General features: G+C 73.4%; 14 protein-coding genes. 5 read left to right on the forward strand and 9 right to left on the reverse strand.

Annotated elements, in window-relative coordinates:
- On the forward strand, positions 1 to 1,634 hold a 1,634-nt coding region (locus tag AB0M88_RS08480), incomplete at its 5' end, for an aldehyde ferredoxin oxidoreductase N-terminal domain-containing protein (RefSeq protein ID WP_364097446.1).
- On the opposite strand, the gene AB0M88_RS08485 is transcribed toward AB0M88_RS08480, so the two are convergent.
- Together AB0M88_RS08485 and AB0M88_RS08490 are read right to left on the reverse strand one after the other, a co-directional pair.
- On the reverse strand, positions 1,635 to 2,312 hold the full coding sequence (locus tag AB0M88_RS08485; RefSeq protein WP_364097449.1) for a response regulator transcription factor: 678 nt from the start codon (positions 2,310 to 2,312) through the stop codon (positions 1,635 to 1,637).
- Between the two features lie 25 nt (positions 2,313 to 2,337).
- A complete protein-coding gene (locus AB0M88_RS08490) occupies positions 2,338 to 3,534 on the reverse strand; it encodes a sensor histidine kinase (RefSeq protein ID WP_364097452.1) in 1,197 nt (398 codons plus the stop codon).
- A gap of 131 nt (positions 3,535 to 3,665) precedes the next feature.
- On the opposite strand from AB0M88_RS08490, the gene AB0M88_RS08495 reads away from it, so the two are divergent.
- Entirely contained in the window at positions 3,666 to 4,334 is a 669-nt protein-coding gene (locus AB0M88_RS08495) for an ABC transporter ATP-binding protein (RefSeq protein ID WP_364097455.1), read from the forward strand.
- A complete protein-coding gene (locus AB0M88_RS08500) occupies positions 4,331 to 6,661 on the forward strand; it encodes an FtsX-like permease family protein (protein ID WP_364097458.1) in 2,331 nt (776 codons plus the stop codon). The genes AB0M88_RS08495 and AB0M88_RS08500 overlap by 4 nt, the downstream gene beginning before the upstream one ends.
- A 275-nt stretch (positions 6,662 to 6,936) precedes the next feature.
- On the opposite strand, the gene AB0M88_RS08505 is transcribed toward AB0M88_RS08500, so the two are convergent.
- The gene (locus AB0M88_RS08505; RefSeq protein WP_364097461.1) at positions 6,937 to 7,386 is read right to left on the reverse strand and encodes a nitroreductase/quinone reductase family protein; all 450 of its coding nucleotides are present in this window, start codon (positions 7,384 to 7,386) and stop codon (positions 6,937 to 6,939) included.
- A 65-nt stretch (positions 7,387 to 7,451) separates the two neighbouring features.
- On the opposite strand from AB0M88_RS08505, the gene AB0M88_RS08510 reads away from it, so the two are divergent.
- On the forward strand, positions 7,452 to 8,126 hold the full coding sequence (locus tag AB0M88_RS08510; protein WP_364097463.1) for a TetR/AcrR family transcriptional regulator C-terminal domain-containing protein: 675 nt from the start codon (positions 7,452 to 7,454) through the stop codon (positions 8,124 to 8,126).
- A 26-nt stretch (positions 8,127 to 8,152) separates the two neighbouring features.
- Here the strand turns inward: AB0M88_RS08510 and AB0M88_RS08515 are convergent, their stop codons facing one another.
- Positions 8,153 to 9,334 (reverse strand): putative acyl-CoA thioester hydrolase, encoded by a 1,182-nt coding sequence (locus AB0M88_RS08515; protein WP_364097466.1) that lies wholly within the window; start codon positions 9,332 to 9,334, stop codon positions 8,153 to 8,155.
- A gap of 64 nt (positions 9,335 to 9,398) precedes the next feature.
- On the reverse strand, positions 9,399 to 9,938 hold the full coding sequence (locus AB0M88_RS08520; RefSeq protein ID WP_364097468.1) for a CGNR zinc finger domain-containing protein: 540 nt from the start codon (positions 9,936 to 9,938) through the stop codon (positions 9,399 to 9,401).
- Between the two features lie 38 nt (positions 9,939 to 9,976).
- Between AB0M88_RS08520 and AB0M88_RS08525 the strand changes: the two genes are divergently transcribed.
- On the forward strand, positions 9,977 to 10,915 hold the full coding sequence (locus AB0M88_RS08525) for a DMT family transporter (protein ID WP_364097470.1): 939 nt from the start codon (positions 9,977 to 9,979) through the stop codon (positions 10,913 to 10,915).
- A gap of 3 nt (positions 10,916 to 10,918) precedes the next feature.
- On the opposite strand, the gene AB0M88_RS08530 is transcribed toward AB0M88_RS08525, so the two are convergent.
- From AB0M88_RS08530 to dhaL, 4 genes are all read right to left on the reverse strand, one after another.
- On the reverse strand, positions 10,919 to 11,662 hold the full coding sequence (locus AB0M88_RS08530) for an alpha/beta hydrolase (RefSeq protein ID WP_364097473.1): 744 nt from the start codon (positions 11,660 to 11,662) through the stop codon (positions 10,919 to 10,921).
- A 131-nt stretch (positions 11,663 to 11,793) separates the two neighbouring features.
- On the reverse strand, positions 11,794 to 12,438 hold the full coding sequence (locus AB0M88_RS08535; protein ID WP_364097476.1) for a hypothetical protein: 645 nt from the start codon (positions 12,436 to 12,438) through the stop codon (positions 11,794 to 11,796).
- Between the two features lie 11 nt (positions 12,439 to 12,449).
- Positions 12,450 to 14,942 carry a phosphoenolpyruvate--protein phosphotransferase gene (gene ptsP, locus AB0M88_RS08540; protein ID WP_364097479.1) on the reverse strand — a complete coding sequence of 831 codons (2,493 nt, stop codon included), beginning with the start codon at positions 14,940 to 14,942 and terminating at the stop codon, positions 12,450 to 12,452.
- Between the two features lies 1 nt (position 14,943).
- Complete coding sequence (dhaL, locus tag AB0M88_RS08545; RefSeq protein WP_364097482.1) at positions 14,944 to 15,573, reverse strand: dihydroxyacetone kinase subunit DhaL; 630 nt, start codon at positions 15,571 to 15,573, stop codon at positions 14,944 to 14,946.
- Positions 15,574 to 15,578: the final 5 nt, after the last annotated feature.

Consider the following 15,578-nt stretch of genomic DNA (forward strand, 5'->3'; position numbering starts at 1 on the left):
ATCAACGCCGCGTCGGTGGCCGTGTACGCGTTACCGGCCGGGCCCGCGGGGGCATTAACCGCCACTCGCTCGCCGGCGGCGAACTGCCCCCTTCGCCGCCGGCGTCCGCCCCGTTCGGTTTCGAAGGCCCGGTCGACGCGCTCAGATTGGTCGAAGCAAGCCTCGAGGACAGGCCGTTCGCGCTGGTGGCAGGACAGGTCGGAGGCTCCGGCGCGCCCGGCACGGCCCGATGCGCGGCGATCGGCGTCTCGCCGTTGTCCGGCGGTGTGGCGGAAACCCGCGCCGAGGGACCCTTCGCGGCCGGGCTGCGCGCGGCCGGCGTCACCGGCATCGTCCTCTATGGACGCGCTCCCGAGCCGGTCTGCGTGGTGATCTCCGACGGCCGGGCGACGATCGAACCGGCCGGTGACCTGTGGGGAAGCGAGACCGGTCCGGCAACGGACCGGCTGCTCGAACGGCACGGCTCGGGGGCCGCGGTTGCCGTCATCGGTCCGGCGGGAGGGCGGCAGATCCCGTACGCGTCAATCGTCACCTGCCGTCACCACCCGCTGCCGCGACTCGGTCTCGGGGCCGTTCTGGGCGCCAGGAACGTGAAGGCGATCGTCGCCGTAGGCGACGCGCCGGTGCCGGTCGCCGACCCGGCGGCGGTGGCCCGCATCGCCGCCACCTATGCGGCCGAGGCGGCCACCAACCAGCTCACCGTCTGGCAGCGGGGAACACCCGGGTTCGGGGTGTGGGCCGGCGAACCCGGATATGCGCCGGTCGACGGCTTCACCGACACCACGCGCGGCGGCGGGCTCGGCGTCGTGCCCGACGCCATCGCCCGCGCCGCGGGCGTCGCGGCCTGCCCTGGGTGCCCCACCGACTGCATCAAGGTGTACGCGGGAGCCGGCCTCCACCAGGAAGCCCTGGCCATGCTCGGGCCGAACGCCGGGATCGCCGACCCGTGGCCGTTGCTCGCCCGTTGCGAACAACTGGGCCTCGACCCGGTCGAAGTCGGGGCGGCGCTGGCCGAAGCGGTGCTGTCCGGGGCGGAGGTGCCGGTCGGGCCCGACCGGATCGAGCATCTCCCGGCGGCCCGGATGACCACCAAGGGCGTGGCTGTACCGCCGTTCGACCCGCGGGTGCAGCCCAACCTCGGCCTCGCCTACGCGGTCTCGCCGATCGGGCCGCGCTACGACCTGATCGAGCACGACCTCGACTTCGACCCGGACGAGGGGATGCCGTCGAGCTTCCCCGAGATGCGACGGCTCGGGGTCGAGGTGCCGCGGCCGCGCGGACGGCTCGATGTCGACGGGACCGCGCAGTTGATGCGGTTGTGGAGCGGGCTGGACGCGCTCGGCGTGTGCCTGTTCGCCGCGACGCCGACCCGGCCGCTGCGGCTCAGCCAGGTCGAGGACCTGGTCGAGGCGGTGACCGGTCGCCGGCCCGACGTGCTCGCGCTGGGCGCCGAACGGCTGCGGCTGCAGTTCGCGATCAACCGCCGGCTGGGGTTGGGGCCGTCCGGCGACACGCTGCCCGACCTGTTCTTCGACGAGCCGGTGCGGGCCGGGCGCTACACCGGGTCGGTGCTCGACCGGGCCGTGTTCTCCGAGGCGGTGGCGGCGCTCCGCGAGCGCCTCACGAGCCCGTGATCATCCGGCGAGCCGGGGCGTGACCAGGCCGGTCTCGTAGGCGAGGACCACCGCCTGGACGCGGTCGCGCAGGTTGAGCTTGGTGAGGATGCGGGTCACGTGGGTCTTGACCGTGGCCTCGCTCAGGCGGAGGGCGGCCGCCAGTTCGGTGTTGCTGAGACCGCCGGCCATGAGGACGAGGACCTCGCGCTCGCGCGGCGTGAGAGCGGCCAGGTCGCGGTGCGCGGCGGCACACGACGGGTCGGAGCGGGCGAAGCGTTCGACCAGGCGGCGGGTGATCGTGGGAGCGAGCAGGGCGTCGCCGGCCTGGACCAGGCGCACGGCGTGGACCAGGTGGTCGGGGGTCACGTCCTTGAGCAGGAAGCCGCTCGCTCCGGCGCTCAAGGCCGCATAGACGTACTGGTCGAGGTCGAACGTGGTCAGCATGACGACGCGTACGGGGTCGCCGGCCGTCGTGAGCGGCGCCTCGGCGAGGATGCGCCGGGTGGCCTCGAGGCCGTCGAGACCGGGCATCCGGATGTCCATCAGGATCACGTCGGGCCGCAGGCGGCGAACGGCCGCGATGGCCTCCTCGCCCGTGCCGGCCTGCCCGACCACCTCGATGCCCTCGGCGGCCAGGATCATCGTGAAGCCGCTGCGCACGAGCACCTGATCGTCGGCGATCACCACCCGCGTCACTGCGTCCTCCGCATCGCGATCCCGGTCATGCGGTCGCCTCCAAGGGGAGCCGGGCCGTCACCCGGAAGCCACCGCCGAGCCGGCGGCCGGTTTCCAGGGTGCCGCCGTAGATCTTGAGGCGCTCGGCCAGCCCGAGCAGGCCGGTGCCCGAGCCCGCCGCGGCCGCCGGAACCGCGGTGCCGGGCGGTGGCGCGTCGTTGACCACCTCGATGACGAGGCCGTCGCCGTCGGCCCTCACCGCCACGTCGGTCGCGGCGCCCGGCGCGTATCGCAGGGCATTGGTCAGCGCCTCCTGCACGACCCGGTAGGCCGTCAGGTCGAGACCGCGGGGCAGGTCCACCGGCGTACGTCGGGAAGTGACCGGCAGGCCCGCCTGCCGGACCGTCGCGATCAGCTGATCCAGCTGTTCCAGGCCGGGCTGCGGATGCAGCATCTCGTCGCCCGGGCCCGGCGTGAGCAGGCCGAGCAGGTGGCGCAGCTCGGCCATCGTCTCGCGGCCGCTCGACTCGATCGCGGTGAGCGCCTCGCGGGCCAGGCCGGGCTGGGCGTCGATGACCTTGCCGGCGGCACCGGCCTGGATCGTCATCACGCTGACGTGGTGGCTGACGACGTCGTGCAGCTCGCGGGCGATGCGTGACCGCTCCTGGGCGACCGCCAGCCGGGTCGACGCCTCGGACCGCTCGGCCGACGCGCGCACCCGCTCACGGCCCGCCCGGACCGCGGCGCCGATCAGGCCGACCGGCAGCAGGATCACGAAGACGCCGGACCAGTCGGGCAGGCTCGGCCAGGTGTTCTGCTTGACCGCGACCATCAGCAGGCAGGCGGCGAGCAGCGTGCCCATCGACAGCCAGAGCCGGCGGCCGAAGGCGACCGCCGAATAGGCGCCGATGATCACCGCGAGCAGCGATGCCGGGTTGCTCTCGACGTCGAGGGCCAGCAGCCAGCCGAACTGGGTCGCGAAGAGCTGGATCGGCCATCGTCGGCGGACCAGCAGCATCAACACGACGGCCAGGTTTTCCAGCATGTCGGGCAGGGTGTCGGAGAAGCTCGGCGGCGGGGGCGGGAAGGGTGGCAGCGGCATGGGAAACGGGCCGATCAGAAACGGTGCGTCGCCGTTCGAGCTCTCCGTGTTCCACCCGGTGCGCGCGTAATAGATCGTCGCGATGCCGAGCACCACGACCAGCGCGACGTCGAGTCGGCGCGGGGTGAGGTAGCGAGGCATGGGCTCATTCTGCGGATCCGGCGCCGCGCCGGCATCAACCCAGGGGTTTACATCCGCGAGTTGACGGCCGTGCCGGGGTTCAATCCTCGGGTTGATGTGCCCTCGGTGCCCGCGCTCCTACGTTGCCGGGCATGGACAATCTGGTGCGCCTGCGGACAGTGGTCAAACAGTACGAGCCGGCCGGACCGCCCGCCCTCGGCGGCGTCGACCTGACCGTCGCACCCGGTGAAGCGGTCGCCGTGATGGGGCCGTCGGGCAGCGGGAAATCGACTCTGCTCAACCTGGTCGCCGGGCTCGACCGGCCGAGCGGCGGCGAGGTCGAGGTGGCCGGCACCGTGCTCAACCGGCTGTCCGAGACCGCGCTGGCCCGGTTCCGGCGAGCCAACATCGGCATCGTCTTTCAGTTCTTCCACCTGCTCGACGAGCTGACCGCCCGCGACAACGTGCTGCTGCCGGCCCAGTTGGCGGGCAGCTCCCGCCGGGCCGCGCGGGCCCGGGCCGACGAGCTGCTAGAGGCCCTCGGGGTGGCCGGCCGGGCCGACGCCTATCCGGCCCGGCTCTCGGGCGGCGAGCGGCAACGGGTCGCGGTGGCCCGCGCCCTGATCAACCGGCCGCCGCTGCTGCTGGCCGACGAGCCGACCGGTGCGGTCGACGCCCGGGCCGGTGCCCAGGTGCTCGGGCTGCTGCGCGACCTCAACCAGGGCGGCCAGACCGTGCTGCTGGTGACCCACGACGAGAGTCTCGCCAAGGGTGCGGCAACCCGGATCGAGACGATGCGCGACGGGCGGTGGGCGGCGTGAGGGCGGTTCTCTCGCTGGGCTGGGCGGCTGTGCGGCGGCATCGTGTGCAGAGCGCCATCATCGCGGCGGTGGTGCTGCTGTCCAGCGCGACCGCGGTCCTCGGCCTGGGCCTGCTGGTCGCGTCGGACGCGCCGTTCGAGAAGGCCTTCCAACGGCAGCACGGGGCGCACGCCGCGGCCGCGTTTCCGCCCGGCGTCGCGGTCGCGTCGACCGCGAACCGGCCGGGCGTGACCGCCGCCGCGGGGCCGTTCGGCACGTTCACCGCCGGGCCGTCGATCGAGGGGCGGGCGCTGATGCCCGCCGGCCTGATCGTCGCGCGGTCCGACGCGGGCGGCGAGGTCGACCGGCTCGCGATCTCGCACGGCCACTGGCTGACCGGGACGGGCCAGATCGTCCTGTCGAGCGATGTGCCCGGTTACGGCCGGGACTGGCACATCGGCGACCGGGTCACGCTCGACCTGCCGAGCCGGCCGACGCTGACCGTGGTGGGCGTCGCGGGCTCGGCGACCCGGACGGCGAGCGCGTGGGTGTGGCCGGGCCAGTTCACCGCGACCGGGCGGCAGATGCTCTACCGGTTCGCGTCGGCCGGTTCCGAGACCGCGGTGCGCGCCGGGCTGGCCACGGCCACGGCGGGCTTCCCGCTGACCGGCTCGACCAGCTACCTCGCGGTCAAGCTGAGCATCTCGGCCAACCTCAAGGCGATCGTGCCGTTCGTGGTCGCCTTCGCGCTCCTCGGCCTCGCGATCTCGGTGCTGATCATCGGTAACGTGGTGGCGGGCGCGGTGGTGGCCGGCTTCCGCGCGATCGGCGTCCAGAAGACGCTCGGCTTCACCCCGGCGCAGGTGGTGCTGGTCCACACCGGACAGATTCTGACCGTGGCCGTGCCGGCCGGCGTGGCCGGGACCGCGCTCGGCTACGCGGTGTCGTTCCCGATCCTGTCCCAGACCGCCGAGGCCTACGGCCTGCCCGGGTCGACGTCGGTGCCGCCGTGGGCGGGACTGGCCGTGCTGTTCGGCCTCCCGCTGATCGTCGGTGCGGTCGCGGTGGTGACGGCGGCCCGGGCCGGCCGGCTCCCGGCGGTGCAGGCGATCACCGTCGGTCGCGCTCCGCGGACCGGTCGCGGTTTCCGCGTACGCCGTGCCCTGGCCGCCAGTCGCCTCCCGCAGCCGGTCGCGTTCGGCTTCGGCACCCCGTTCGCCCGGCCGGCCCGCTCGGCGGTGACCGTTCTGGCGGTGCTGCTCGGCTCGGCGACCCTGATCTTCGCGATCGGCTTGGCGACGTCGCTGTCCCGGGTGGTGGCCGACTTCGACCGCTCGGCGGCAGCGCCCGTCCAGGTCAGCATCGGTCCCGGCCCGGGTGGTGCCGGCGGTCCTGGTGGGCCGCCGGGATCCAACGATCCGGTCGGCGCCGGCCGCAGCACTGATGTGGCGGCCGTGCGGAAGACCATCGCGGCGACGACCGGGACGGCCCACGTCGTCGGGATGACGCCGGTCGACGGCAGCCTGGCCGGGTCGAGCGCGCAGATCGAGATCAACGCCTACGACGGCGGCGCCACCTGGACGGGCTATCCGATGCTGTCCGGGCGCTGGTATCAGACCCCGGCCGAGGCCGTGGTCTCGTCGCGGATGCTGCACCTGACCGGCACCCGGGTGGGCGACTTCATCACCGTGACCACCCAGCAGGGCAGCCGCCGGCTGCACATCGTCGGCGAGGCGTTCACCAACGGCAGCGGGTCAACGCTGATCATGGATGCCGCCGGCCTGCCCGACCCGGGCGACCCGATCGTGTTCGAGGTGGCGTTGACGCCGGGCACCGGCACCGGCACCTACGTCCAGCGCCTCAACGACGCGCTGGGCGAGACCGCGGTCGCCCAGAGCACGACCGCCGCCCAGGACCACGAGAGCATCCGGGTCGCCCTGGCCCTGATCGGCACGCTGAGCCTGCTGCTCTGCGCGGTGACCGCCCTCGGCGTCCTGCACACGGTCGTGCTCGACACCCGCGAACGGGTCCACGAGATCGGCGTCCTGAAGGCGATCGGCCAGACCCCGCGCCAGGTGCGCATCACGGTGGTGTCCTCAATGGTCGCGATCGGCCTGGCCGGCGGGGTGCTGGCGGTCCCGCTCGGCGTCCTGCTCCACGGCGTGATCATCCGCGCGATCGCCCGGGCCGCCGGCACCGGCATGCCGCACGAGGTGGCGGCGGCCTACGGCGCCCCGGAACTGATCGGCCTGGGCGCCGCCGGCATCGTCCTGGCCGTCATCGGAGCCCTGATCCCGGCCGGCTGGGCCGCCCGCACCTCGGTCGCCGCCGCCCTCCGCGCCGAGTAGCCAGGCCGCCCCGCCCCTCGGCAAGCGGAGCGGCGGGGCCCCGTCGGCGGGTGCCGGGCGGCGAGGTGCTGGGTCGCCAAGCGGGAGAGCGCCCGGGTCGGGGGAGCGCCCGGGTCGGGGGAGCGCCCGGGTCGGGGGAGCGCCCGGGTCGGGAAAGTACCCGGGTCGGGAAAGCACCCCGGTCGGGAAAGCACCCTGGGCAGGAAGGCGGACGCCGGCGAATCGGGCTGCGTTTCGGCGCCCGGCGATGAGGCGCAGGCGTGGCCTCGGCGTTGTCAGGCGGCGGGGGCGAGGACGACCACTGTGGTCTCGCGTCCCCGCTGGGCGGCGAAGGCGTCGAGGTCGCCGTAGCCCTGGTAGTCGTGAAGGGCCGTCCACAGGCGATCGCGCTCGGCGCCCTCGGCTCGGCGGCCCTCGACCGCCCGGGGGCGGCCCACCAGGTCGACCGTGGTCGACGGTTGGGCCTGGAGGTTGTGCCACCAGGCCGGGTCGGCCCGGTCCCAGCCGTTCATGGCCAGGGTGACCAGGTTGTCGCCGTCCTGGATGTAGCACAGCACGACCGCCCGGCGGCGTCCCGAGCGGCGGCCGATGGTGTGCAGCCGAAGCATGCCGCAGCGGCCCGGCGTGGGGTGGGAGAGACCCACCCGGTCGAAGGTGACGCGGAGGAGGGCGCGGTGGGTGGTCCAGGCGGTTCGGACGAACCACCGCGGAGGCAGTTTGGGCATCGGAGCTTCCCCCTACACTGTAGGTCTACACCGTAGGGCACACCCTACACTGTAGGGTCAAGCCCGTGCCCCGCCGTTCTTCCGACAGTCGTGCCGCCACCCGCGCCCCGAGCCGGCTCAGCCGGGAGGGCATCGTCGCCGCCGCGGTCGAGCTGGCCGACCGGGACGGGCTCGACGGCCTGAGCATGCGGCGCCTGGCCCAGCACCTCGGGGTCGACGCGATGTCGATCTATTACCACGTGCACGACAAGAAGGCGCTGCTCGGTGCGATGGCCGACGCGGTCGCGGCCGAGATCCCGCAGGCACCGGCCGCCGGGGCGTGGACCGCGCGACTGCGGGCGCTGATCATAGGGGCGCGGCGGGTCATGCTGCGCCATCCGTGGGCGGTCCGGGTCTTCACCGACCGGGCCACGCCGACGCCGGCCGTGCTGCTTCACATCGAGCGGGTGCTCGCGGTCATGCGGACCGGCGGCTGCTCGGTCGACCTCGGCCACCACGCGATCCACCTGCTCGGCAGCCGCATCCTCGGGTTCAGTCAGGACCTGTTCGACGACGCGCCGGCGGCCGGCGAGTCGGCCCCGCCCCCGCCGGAATGGGCCGAGACCCTGCCGCACGTGGTCGAGCTGGCCGCGGCGGTCACCCACGACGGCGCGCTCAGCGGATGCGACGACGAGGCCGAGTTCGCCTTCGGCCTCGACCTCCTGATCGACGGCCTGGAAAGGCGCCGCGGGCCGGGGTGAGGTCGGGCGCTGCGGACCGGGTGGGATCAGGTGTGTGCGCCCGGGCCGACGTTGGCGTACTCCCACAGGCGGTTGTAGTTGACGTCGTTGAGGTCGCGGCCCGGGTCGGTGCGGGCCAGGAACGGCCGCGCCGTGGTGGCGGCCGGCGCCCACGGGGTCAGCGTGTTGAAGCCGCGGCCCAGGACGCTGTCGCGCAGGACCAGCTGGCCGTTCGGGGTGACGCCGGGCAGGTAGCCGGTCGCGCTCGCACCCTGATCCCACGCGCGCCCGAGAAATCCGGTCGGCGCGGCCCGGTAGCCCGCGTCCGCCTCGATGAGGGAATGCGTGACCAGGAACCCGTACGGGAAGGAGGGCGCCGTGTTCGGCGCGAAGATGACGCCCCCGGAGTCTTTGCGGCTGGAGACCAGGCGGAAGCGGCAGCGGTCGAAGACCGCGGCTGCCCGGCCGAAGACGAAGTCGGTGTCGCCCTCGATGTAGCTGTCGCGGACCGACACCCGCGCGATGCGGGCGACGTCGTCGGCGTTGGTGAGCAGCGTGTCCTGCCGGCCGATCAGGCGCAGATCTTCCAGCTGGGTGCGGTCGGCGTCGGTGCGCAGCGCGAGCGCCTGGTGGGTGCCGCGGTCGACGGTGTCGAGCAGCGTGTTGGTGATGGTCAGGCCCTTGAGCTGCAGGTCGGTGCTCTGTGCCCAGACCACGGTCGCGCAGAGGCCGGCGGTGGTGCTGGTCTTGGTCGCGCATGACTGGAACATCGGCCACGCCGGGTCGCCCGAGGCGTAGCGGCCGTCCGGGTTGACCAGGGTGGCCCACGCCGCCGGGGTGATCGTCGCGTCGACCGTGAACTCCAGCCGCACGTCCTCCGGGCGGCCGACGCCGTAGATCGTCAGCGGGGGCGAGCCGGCCGGGATGAAGACGGTTCCGGTGTAGGTGCCGGGCATGATCGCGATGCGCCGCCGGGTGGTGCCGCCCATCCGGTAGGCGGCGTTGACCGCCGCCTGCACGGCTTCGCCGTTCCTCACCACGAGGTCAGGCCGGGCGGTGACGATCGGTTGCGGTCGCCAGGGGTCGGTCTCCGGCGAGGTGTACGCCCCGGCGAAGCGCCAGTAGTTCGCGGCCACGAAGGGTGCCGCCTCGCTCGGGCTGAGGACCGGCCGCGCGGGGGTGCCGGGAGCGATCATGAGTGCCGCGAGTGCCAACGCCGCCGTCCACATGGATTCTCCTCAGGAATGCGCTTACCTCAGGCGTTTCCGGCAGCATACATCAGCAGAGTTCGATCTACGTGGTGACCTTGCGGCGGGCCCGGTAGGCGGCGACGGCGTTGCGGTTGGCGCACGTCGTGCTGCAGAACCGGCGGGACCGGTTGCGGGTCAGGTCGAGCACCACGCCGTCGCAGGTCGCGTCGGCGCAGATCGCCAGGCGGGACATCTCGTCGCCGCGCACCAGGTCGGCCATCGCCATCGCGGTCTCGACCAGCACCCGGCCGACCAGCGGCTCGTCGGCGGGGACCGCGTGCAGGTGCCAGTCCATCTCGTCGTGCCGGACCAGCTGGGGGATTGCCCGGGCGTCGGCCAGCATGGCGTTGACCAGGCCGGCCGCCCGGTCCCGCTCGGCGGTCAGCAGCTCCCGCAGCACCGGGCGCAGTTCCCGCAGCGCGGCCAGCTCGGCGTCGTCGCGATCGCGCCGGCCGGTGTAGCGATGCTTCGAATACCACTCGTCGACCTCGGCCGGCCCGGTCAGGGTGTCCGGCTCCACGGCGCTGTTGACCAGGTCGACCGCGGCCTGCAGCGAGGCCTCTGTGTCATGGGCTAAGAGCACCTTGACATCTTACGCGCGCTTCCCTAGCGTCATTTTCTATGACGCAGTTAGACAATGACACCCCGGTTGTCGTCTCGCGCAGCGTCGGTGGCGGCCTGCTGCTGGCCGTCGCCTCGGCCACCTCGTTCGGCCTCTCCGGGCCGCTCGCCACTGGCCTGCTGGCCAACGGGTGGAGCCCCGGCGCGATCGTGCTGGCCCGCATCGGGCTCGCGGCGCTCGGGCTGGCGCCCTTCACGCTCGCTTCGCTCCGCGGGCGGTGGGGCCTGCTGCGCGGTCAACTCGCGCGCCTTCTGATGTACGGCGTACTAGCGGTCGCCGGCGCCCAGTTCTGCTACTTCTCCGCGGTCGCGAAAATGGACGTCGCCCCCGCGCTGCTGATCGAATACACCGCCCCGGCCGCCGTCGTGGCGTGGCTGTGGATCCGGCGCGGGCAGCGTCCCCGGCTGTTGACCGTGTTCGGCGCCGTGCTGGCCGCCCTCGGCCTGGTCCTCGTGCTCAACCTGGTCTCGGGCGCCCACCTGGCCTGGTCGGGCGTGGCCTGGGCGCTGGCCGCGATGGTCGGCGCGACCTCGTACTTCCTGATCTCGGCCGACACCGGCACCGGGCTGCCGCCGCTGTCGCTGGCCGGCGTCGGGCTGACCGTCGGCGCCGTCGTTCTGGGCCTGCTGGCCGTCACCGGCATCCTCCCGATGCACGCCGACACGGCAGCCGTCTCGTTCGCCCCGGGCCCAGTCGCGTGGTGGGTTCCGCTGCTGTTGCTGGGGCTCGTCACGGCCGCCCTCGCCTACGTCACCGGCATCGCGGCGAGCCGCCTGCTCGGTTCCCGGGTCGCGTCCTTCGTGGCGCTGCTCGAGGTCGTCGCGGCGGTCGGCTTCGCCTGGCTGCTGGTCGACCAGTTGCCCGGCTGGTCGCAGCTGGCCGGCGGCCTCCTGATCATTGCCGGCGTGGTGGCCGTCAAGCTCGGAGACCGCCGGTGACCCTCAGCTCAGGTGGCGCGCCAGGAATCCGTCGTCGACGCCGGCCCAGCGGATCCGGCGGTGGTCGCCCGGGCTGGCGTGCAGCGTCTTCTCCGCCGAGGCGAAGGCGTCGAACAGGTCCAGCGACGACTGGCGGTCGACGTGCTCGTCGTCCCACGGGAGGAGAAACTGGACCGGCACGGTGATGCGGCGGGCGGCCTCGACCAGTTCGTCGTACACGAAGAAGCCGCCGCCGAAGATGGCGGCCCGGATCCGCGGGTCGGCGGCCGTGAGCGGAATGCCGATCGCGGTGCCCATCGAAACGCCGCCGCCGTAACCGACCGGCGCCCCGGCGCCGATCGCGGGCCAGCCCTGCAGGGCGTCGATGGTCGCCTGCCATTCCGGAACGGCCCGCTTGGTGATGCCGCTGATGTAGCGGATGCTGACGTCCTTGAAGCGCTCTTTGTCGCCGGCCGTCATGGCCCGGCGCATGTCGTCGCGGGCCTGATCGTCCTCGTCGGTGCGCGGGCGTTCGCCGTGCCCGGGCGCGTCGATCGCGACCACATGGAAACCCCAGGTGGCGACCGTCTCGCGGGCGCGGGCCGCCATGGCCGGAGTCTTCTTGTGCAGGCCGCCGCCGTGGCCCATCAGAACCAGCGGTGCGCCGGGGGCGGCCTTGGCGGGCGACCAGAGCACGCCCGGGATCTCGCCCAGGTGGAAGTCGCGTTCCACGATGCCGTTGGACGGTGTCTCTGCGGTGAAGCGCATGGTGGTGGTGCCTTTCGGGAGTGCCGTGAATGGTCAGGCGCTCCCGACCGTGACGGCGAGTGGGAGCACCCACGTGCGTGCTGCGGTCATGGGTCTCACCTCCTCGCGCGGTGTCACGGGCGCCGCGGACGTTAGCCGTTGCGGGCCCGCACCGCCAGCGCTTTCAGCGCCCGCCGGCTCGGGCCGAGCGTGACCACCTTGAACGGGCACGGCCGGTCGGTCAGGGTGGCGTAGGCGGAGACCGCGCGCTCGGCGGCGTCGCGAGCCTGCTGGGCCGGCGTCAGGCCCTTGCCGCGGTTGCGGAAGAGGGCGCCGTAGAAGGTCGAGCAGAAGACCGTGCTGTCGTGCCAGCCGATGTTGGCCGAGGTCCCGATGTAGGTGACCTCACCCTGCAGGCAGTCGCGGACCGCCCGCTGCCAGGCGCCCGTGCCGGTGCGGCAGCCGTCGGCCAGGATCGCCCCGGCCGAGATGCCCCGGCCGCGTTCCGCCGCGACCACGCCCAGCTCCTCGAACGAAACGGTGAACGAGTTGTCGTCGCTGAGGAAGCTCGGCGTCTCGCTGGCGTCGCCGTGGGCCATCACGTGCAGCACGTGACAGGTCGAGGTGAAGGCCGAGAGGACCGTGTCGAGGTCGCGCGACCGGATGAAGTCGATATTGGCGACCGGGTTGTCGTAGCCGGCGTTGATGTTCTGCAACACCGACTGCACAAACGTCATCGACGCATCGAAGGACGCCTCCAGCCCCACATCGACGAGGTTGATCTGTTTATTGCGCACGCTGGAGAACGTTAGGTCGGCCCGCGGTCTCCACCAAGGGTCAGATTGCGCACCGCTTCGGCGGAGGGCTGGGTCAGGGCGGCGGCGGCGAGCGCGGCCGCCTCCTTGGCGTCGAGGGTGCGGACCAGTTCCTTGACCGCCCCGATGGCCGGCGGGGCCATGCTCAGCTCATGGACGCCCAGGCCGACCAGGATCGGAACCGCGGCCGGGTCGGCGGCCAGCTCGCCGCAGACGGCCACCTCGAAACGGCCCCGGGCGGCGCGGGCGACGGAGTCGATCAGGCGCAGGACGCCCGGGTCGAGGCCGTCGGCCAGGGACGCCAGGGCGGCGTTGCCTCGCTCGGCGGCCAGCGCGTACTGCGTCAGGTCGTTGGTGCCGATGCTGACGAAGTCGACGTGCGGGGCGAACGCGACGGCCTTCAGCGCGGCGGCCGGAACCTCGACCATGATGCCGACCCGCAGGTCCTCCGGCGCGGGACCGAGCAGGCGGCGGGCCGCGATCACCTCGTCGACCGTGCTGACCATCGGGAACATGATGTCGACCGGGTAGTCGCGGGCCACCCGGACCATCGCCTGCAACTGGGCGGCCAGGAGGTCGGGGTGGGCGAGGGAGTGCCGGAGGCCGCGTACGCCCAGAAAGGGGTTCGCCTCGGCCGGACCGGGCAGATAGCGCAAGGGTTTGTCGCCGCCGACGTCGAGGGTGCGCAGGGTGATGCGCCGGCCGTCGAAGGCGGCGGCGATCGCCCGGTAGGTCGCCTCCTGCTCGTCGACGCCGGGCGCGGCGTCGCGGCCGAGGAACAGGAACTCGGTCCTCACCAGCCCGGCCATGTCGGCGCCGGGCGCGGCCGAGGCGTCGGCGACCGAGCCCACGTTGGCGCCGACCGAGACGGTCACGCCGTCGCGGGTGACGGCGGGCTCCGCGGATCGCGCGGCGGCTCTCGCTCGGGACGCTTCCTGCTCGGCGGCACGTCGTCGGAACGCCGATTCCTGCTCGGCGCCGGGCGAGATCACGACGTCGCCGGTGCCGCCGTCGAAAACCACCGAGGTGCCGTCGGGGAGATCCAGGATCGCCGGTCCCAGGCCGACGACGGCCGGGACACCCCGCGTACGGGCGAGAATCGCCCCGTGCGAAGTCGGGCTCCCCGCGGCGAGCAGCACCCCGGTGACCGTCGCCGGATCGAGCGCCGCCGCCTCGGCCGGGGTCAGGTCGGGCGCGACCAGCACGCCGTCGCCGCTCACCGGTGTGGCGGCGACTCCGAGTAGCGCCCGGAGGACCTGGTCGCCCACGGCGCGTACGTCGGCCGCCCGCGCCCGCAGGTAGGGATCGCCGAGGGCCTCGAACGCGGCCGCCGTCCGCCGGATGGCGACCGCCCAGGCGTGGGGGGCGGCTTCCCCGTCCCGGATCCGCCGGTGCGCTTCGTCCAAAAGGTCGACATCGTCCAGTAGCAGTAGATGTGCGTCGAAGATCTCCGCCTCGGCCGGCCCGACCTCGCGGGCGGTGGCGTCGCGAACCCGGTCGATCTCTGCCCGCACCGAGGCCAGCGCTTCGTCGAGCCGCCGTCGTTCGATCGCCGGTCCTTGGCCGGGCTCATCCGGAACTTCGGGAGTTCCGCCCCCGAGGTGCCAGACCGGTCCGATTCCGATCCCGGGCGAGGCGGCTCGTCCGGCCATGACCGTGGACGCCGGGCCGGGCGTGCCGGGCATGAGCGGGCTGGGCGACGGCGGCGAAGCCGGCGAGCGGGGAGCCGCGGCAGCGCTGGGCGGCGACACCTCATCGGTCGGTGCCGGAGACTCGTCGAAAGCACGTCCGGCCAGCGCGATCAGGGCATCCGTCGCCTCGCGGGCCTGGGGCCCCGACGCGCGCAACTCGACCGAGTGGCCCTCCAGCGCACCGAGCGTGGTCACCCTCGACAGGCTCCCGGCGGGCACCCAGGCCGAGCCGGTCGTCGCGTTGCGCAACTCGACCGACGCCTCGAACTTCCGCGCCTCGGCGACCAGGCGGGCGGCCGGCCGGGCATGCAGGCCGTGTGGGTTGCTGACGACGAACGACGCGTCCGACGGCGTACCCTCCGCGGGCCCGCCCGGCGCGACCTCCGGCGTGAGTCCCAGCTGGGCCTGTTTGCCGGCCAGCGCGTTCGCCGCCTCGGCCGCGATCTCCGGCCGCGTCGCCCCGGCCGCCGCCGAGACCGCGGCCGCCACCAGCCCCTCGACCAGCGGCGCCGCCGACAGCGTCACCCTTTCCCGTACGGCGTCGTCCAGCAGTTCCAGCGCCAGCTCGGTCGAGAGCAGGGCGCTGCCCAGGTCCATCAGGACCACGACGCCGTCGCCCTGGTCGGCGCCGGTGATGGCGGCCATGATGGCCGTGGCGTCGGTGCCGAAGGTGGTGTCGTCGAGGCCGGCCGCCACTTCGATCGGGACCGCCTGGTCGGGCACCATCTCGGAGGCGAGCGCCACCGCGGCGAGGGCCAGGGCACGGCTGTGCCCGACCACCACCAGGCCGACCATGTCAGGCGCCGGCCGCGGTGGCCGCGGCGGCGAGCAGCAGCGTCACCGACGTCGCGCCCGGGTCCTGGTGGCCGGCGCTGCGTTCGCCCAGGTAGCTGGCCCGGCCTTTGCGGGCGACCAGCGGGATCGTCGCGTCGCGGCCCTTCTCGGCCGCGGCCACCGTCGTCGTGAGGGCCTCGGTCAGCGACTGTCCGTCGGCCAGCGCCGCGTCGAGGGCGTCGACCGCGGGTGACAGGGCGTCGAACATCGTCTTGTCGCCCGCGACCGCCTTGCCCCGGGTGACCACCCCTTCGAGGGCGGCCCGCAGCGCCTTGGCGAAGGTCGGCCCGTCGAGCGCCGGGGCGTCGCCCGCCGCGGTGGCCATGCGCAGGAACGCCGTGCCGTAGAGCGGGCCGCTCGCCCCGCCGACCGTGCTGATCAGCTTCATCCCGGACTGCTTGAGCAGGGTCGACGGGCTGCCTCCGCCTCCTTCGTCGAGCGCCTTGACCACGGCGGTCATGCCACGGTCCATGTTGGTGCCGTGGTCGGCGTCGCCGATCGCCGAGTCGAGCGCGGTCAGTTCGTCCTTGTGCTCCGCGATCAGCCGGGCGAACTCGTGCAGCCAGGCCGTGACGTCGACGCTGTCGCTCATGGTTG

Source organism: Actinoplanes sp. NPDC051411 (assembly GCF_040682075.1).
GTDB lineage: Bacteria > Actinomycetota > Actinomycetes > Mycobacteriales > Micromonosporaceae > Actinoplanes.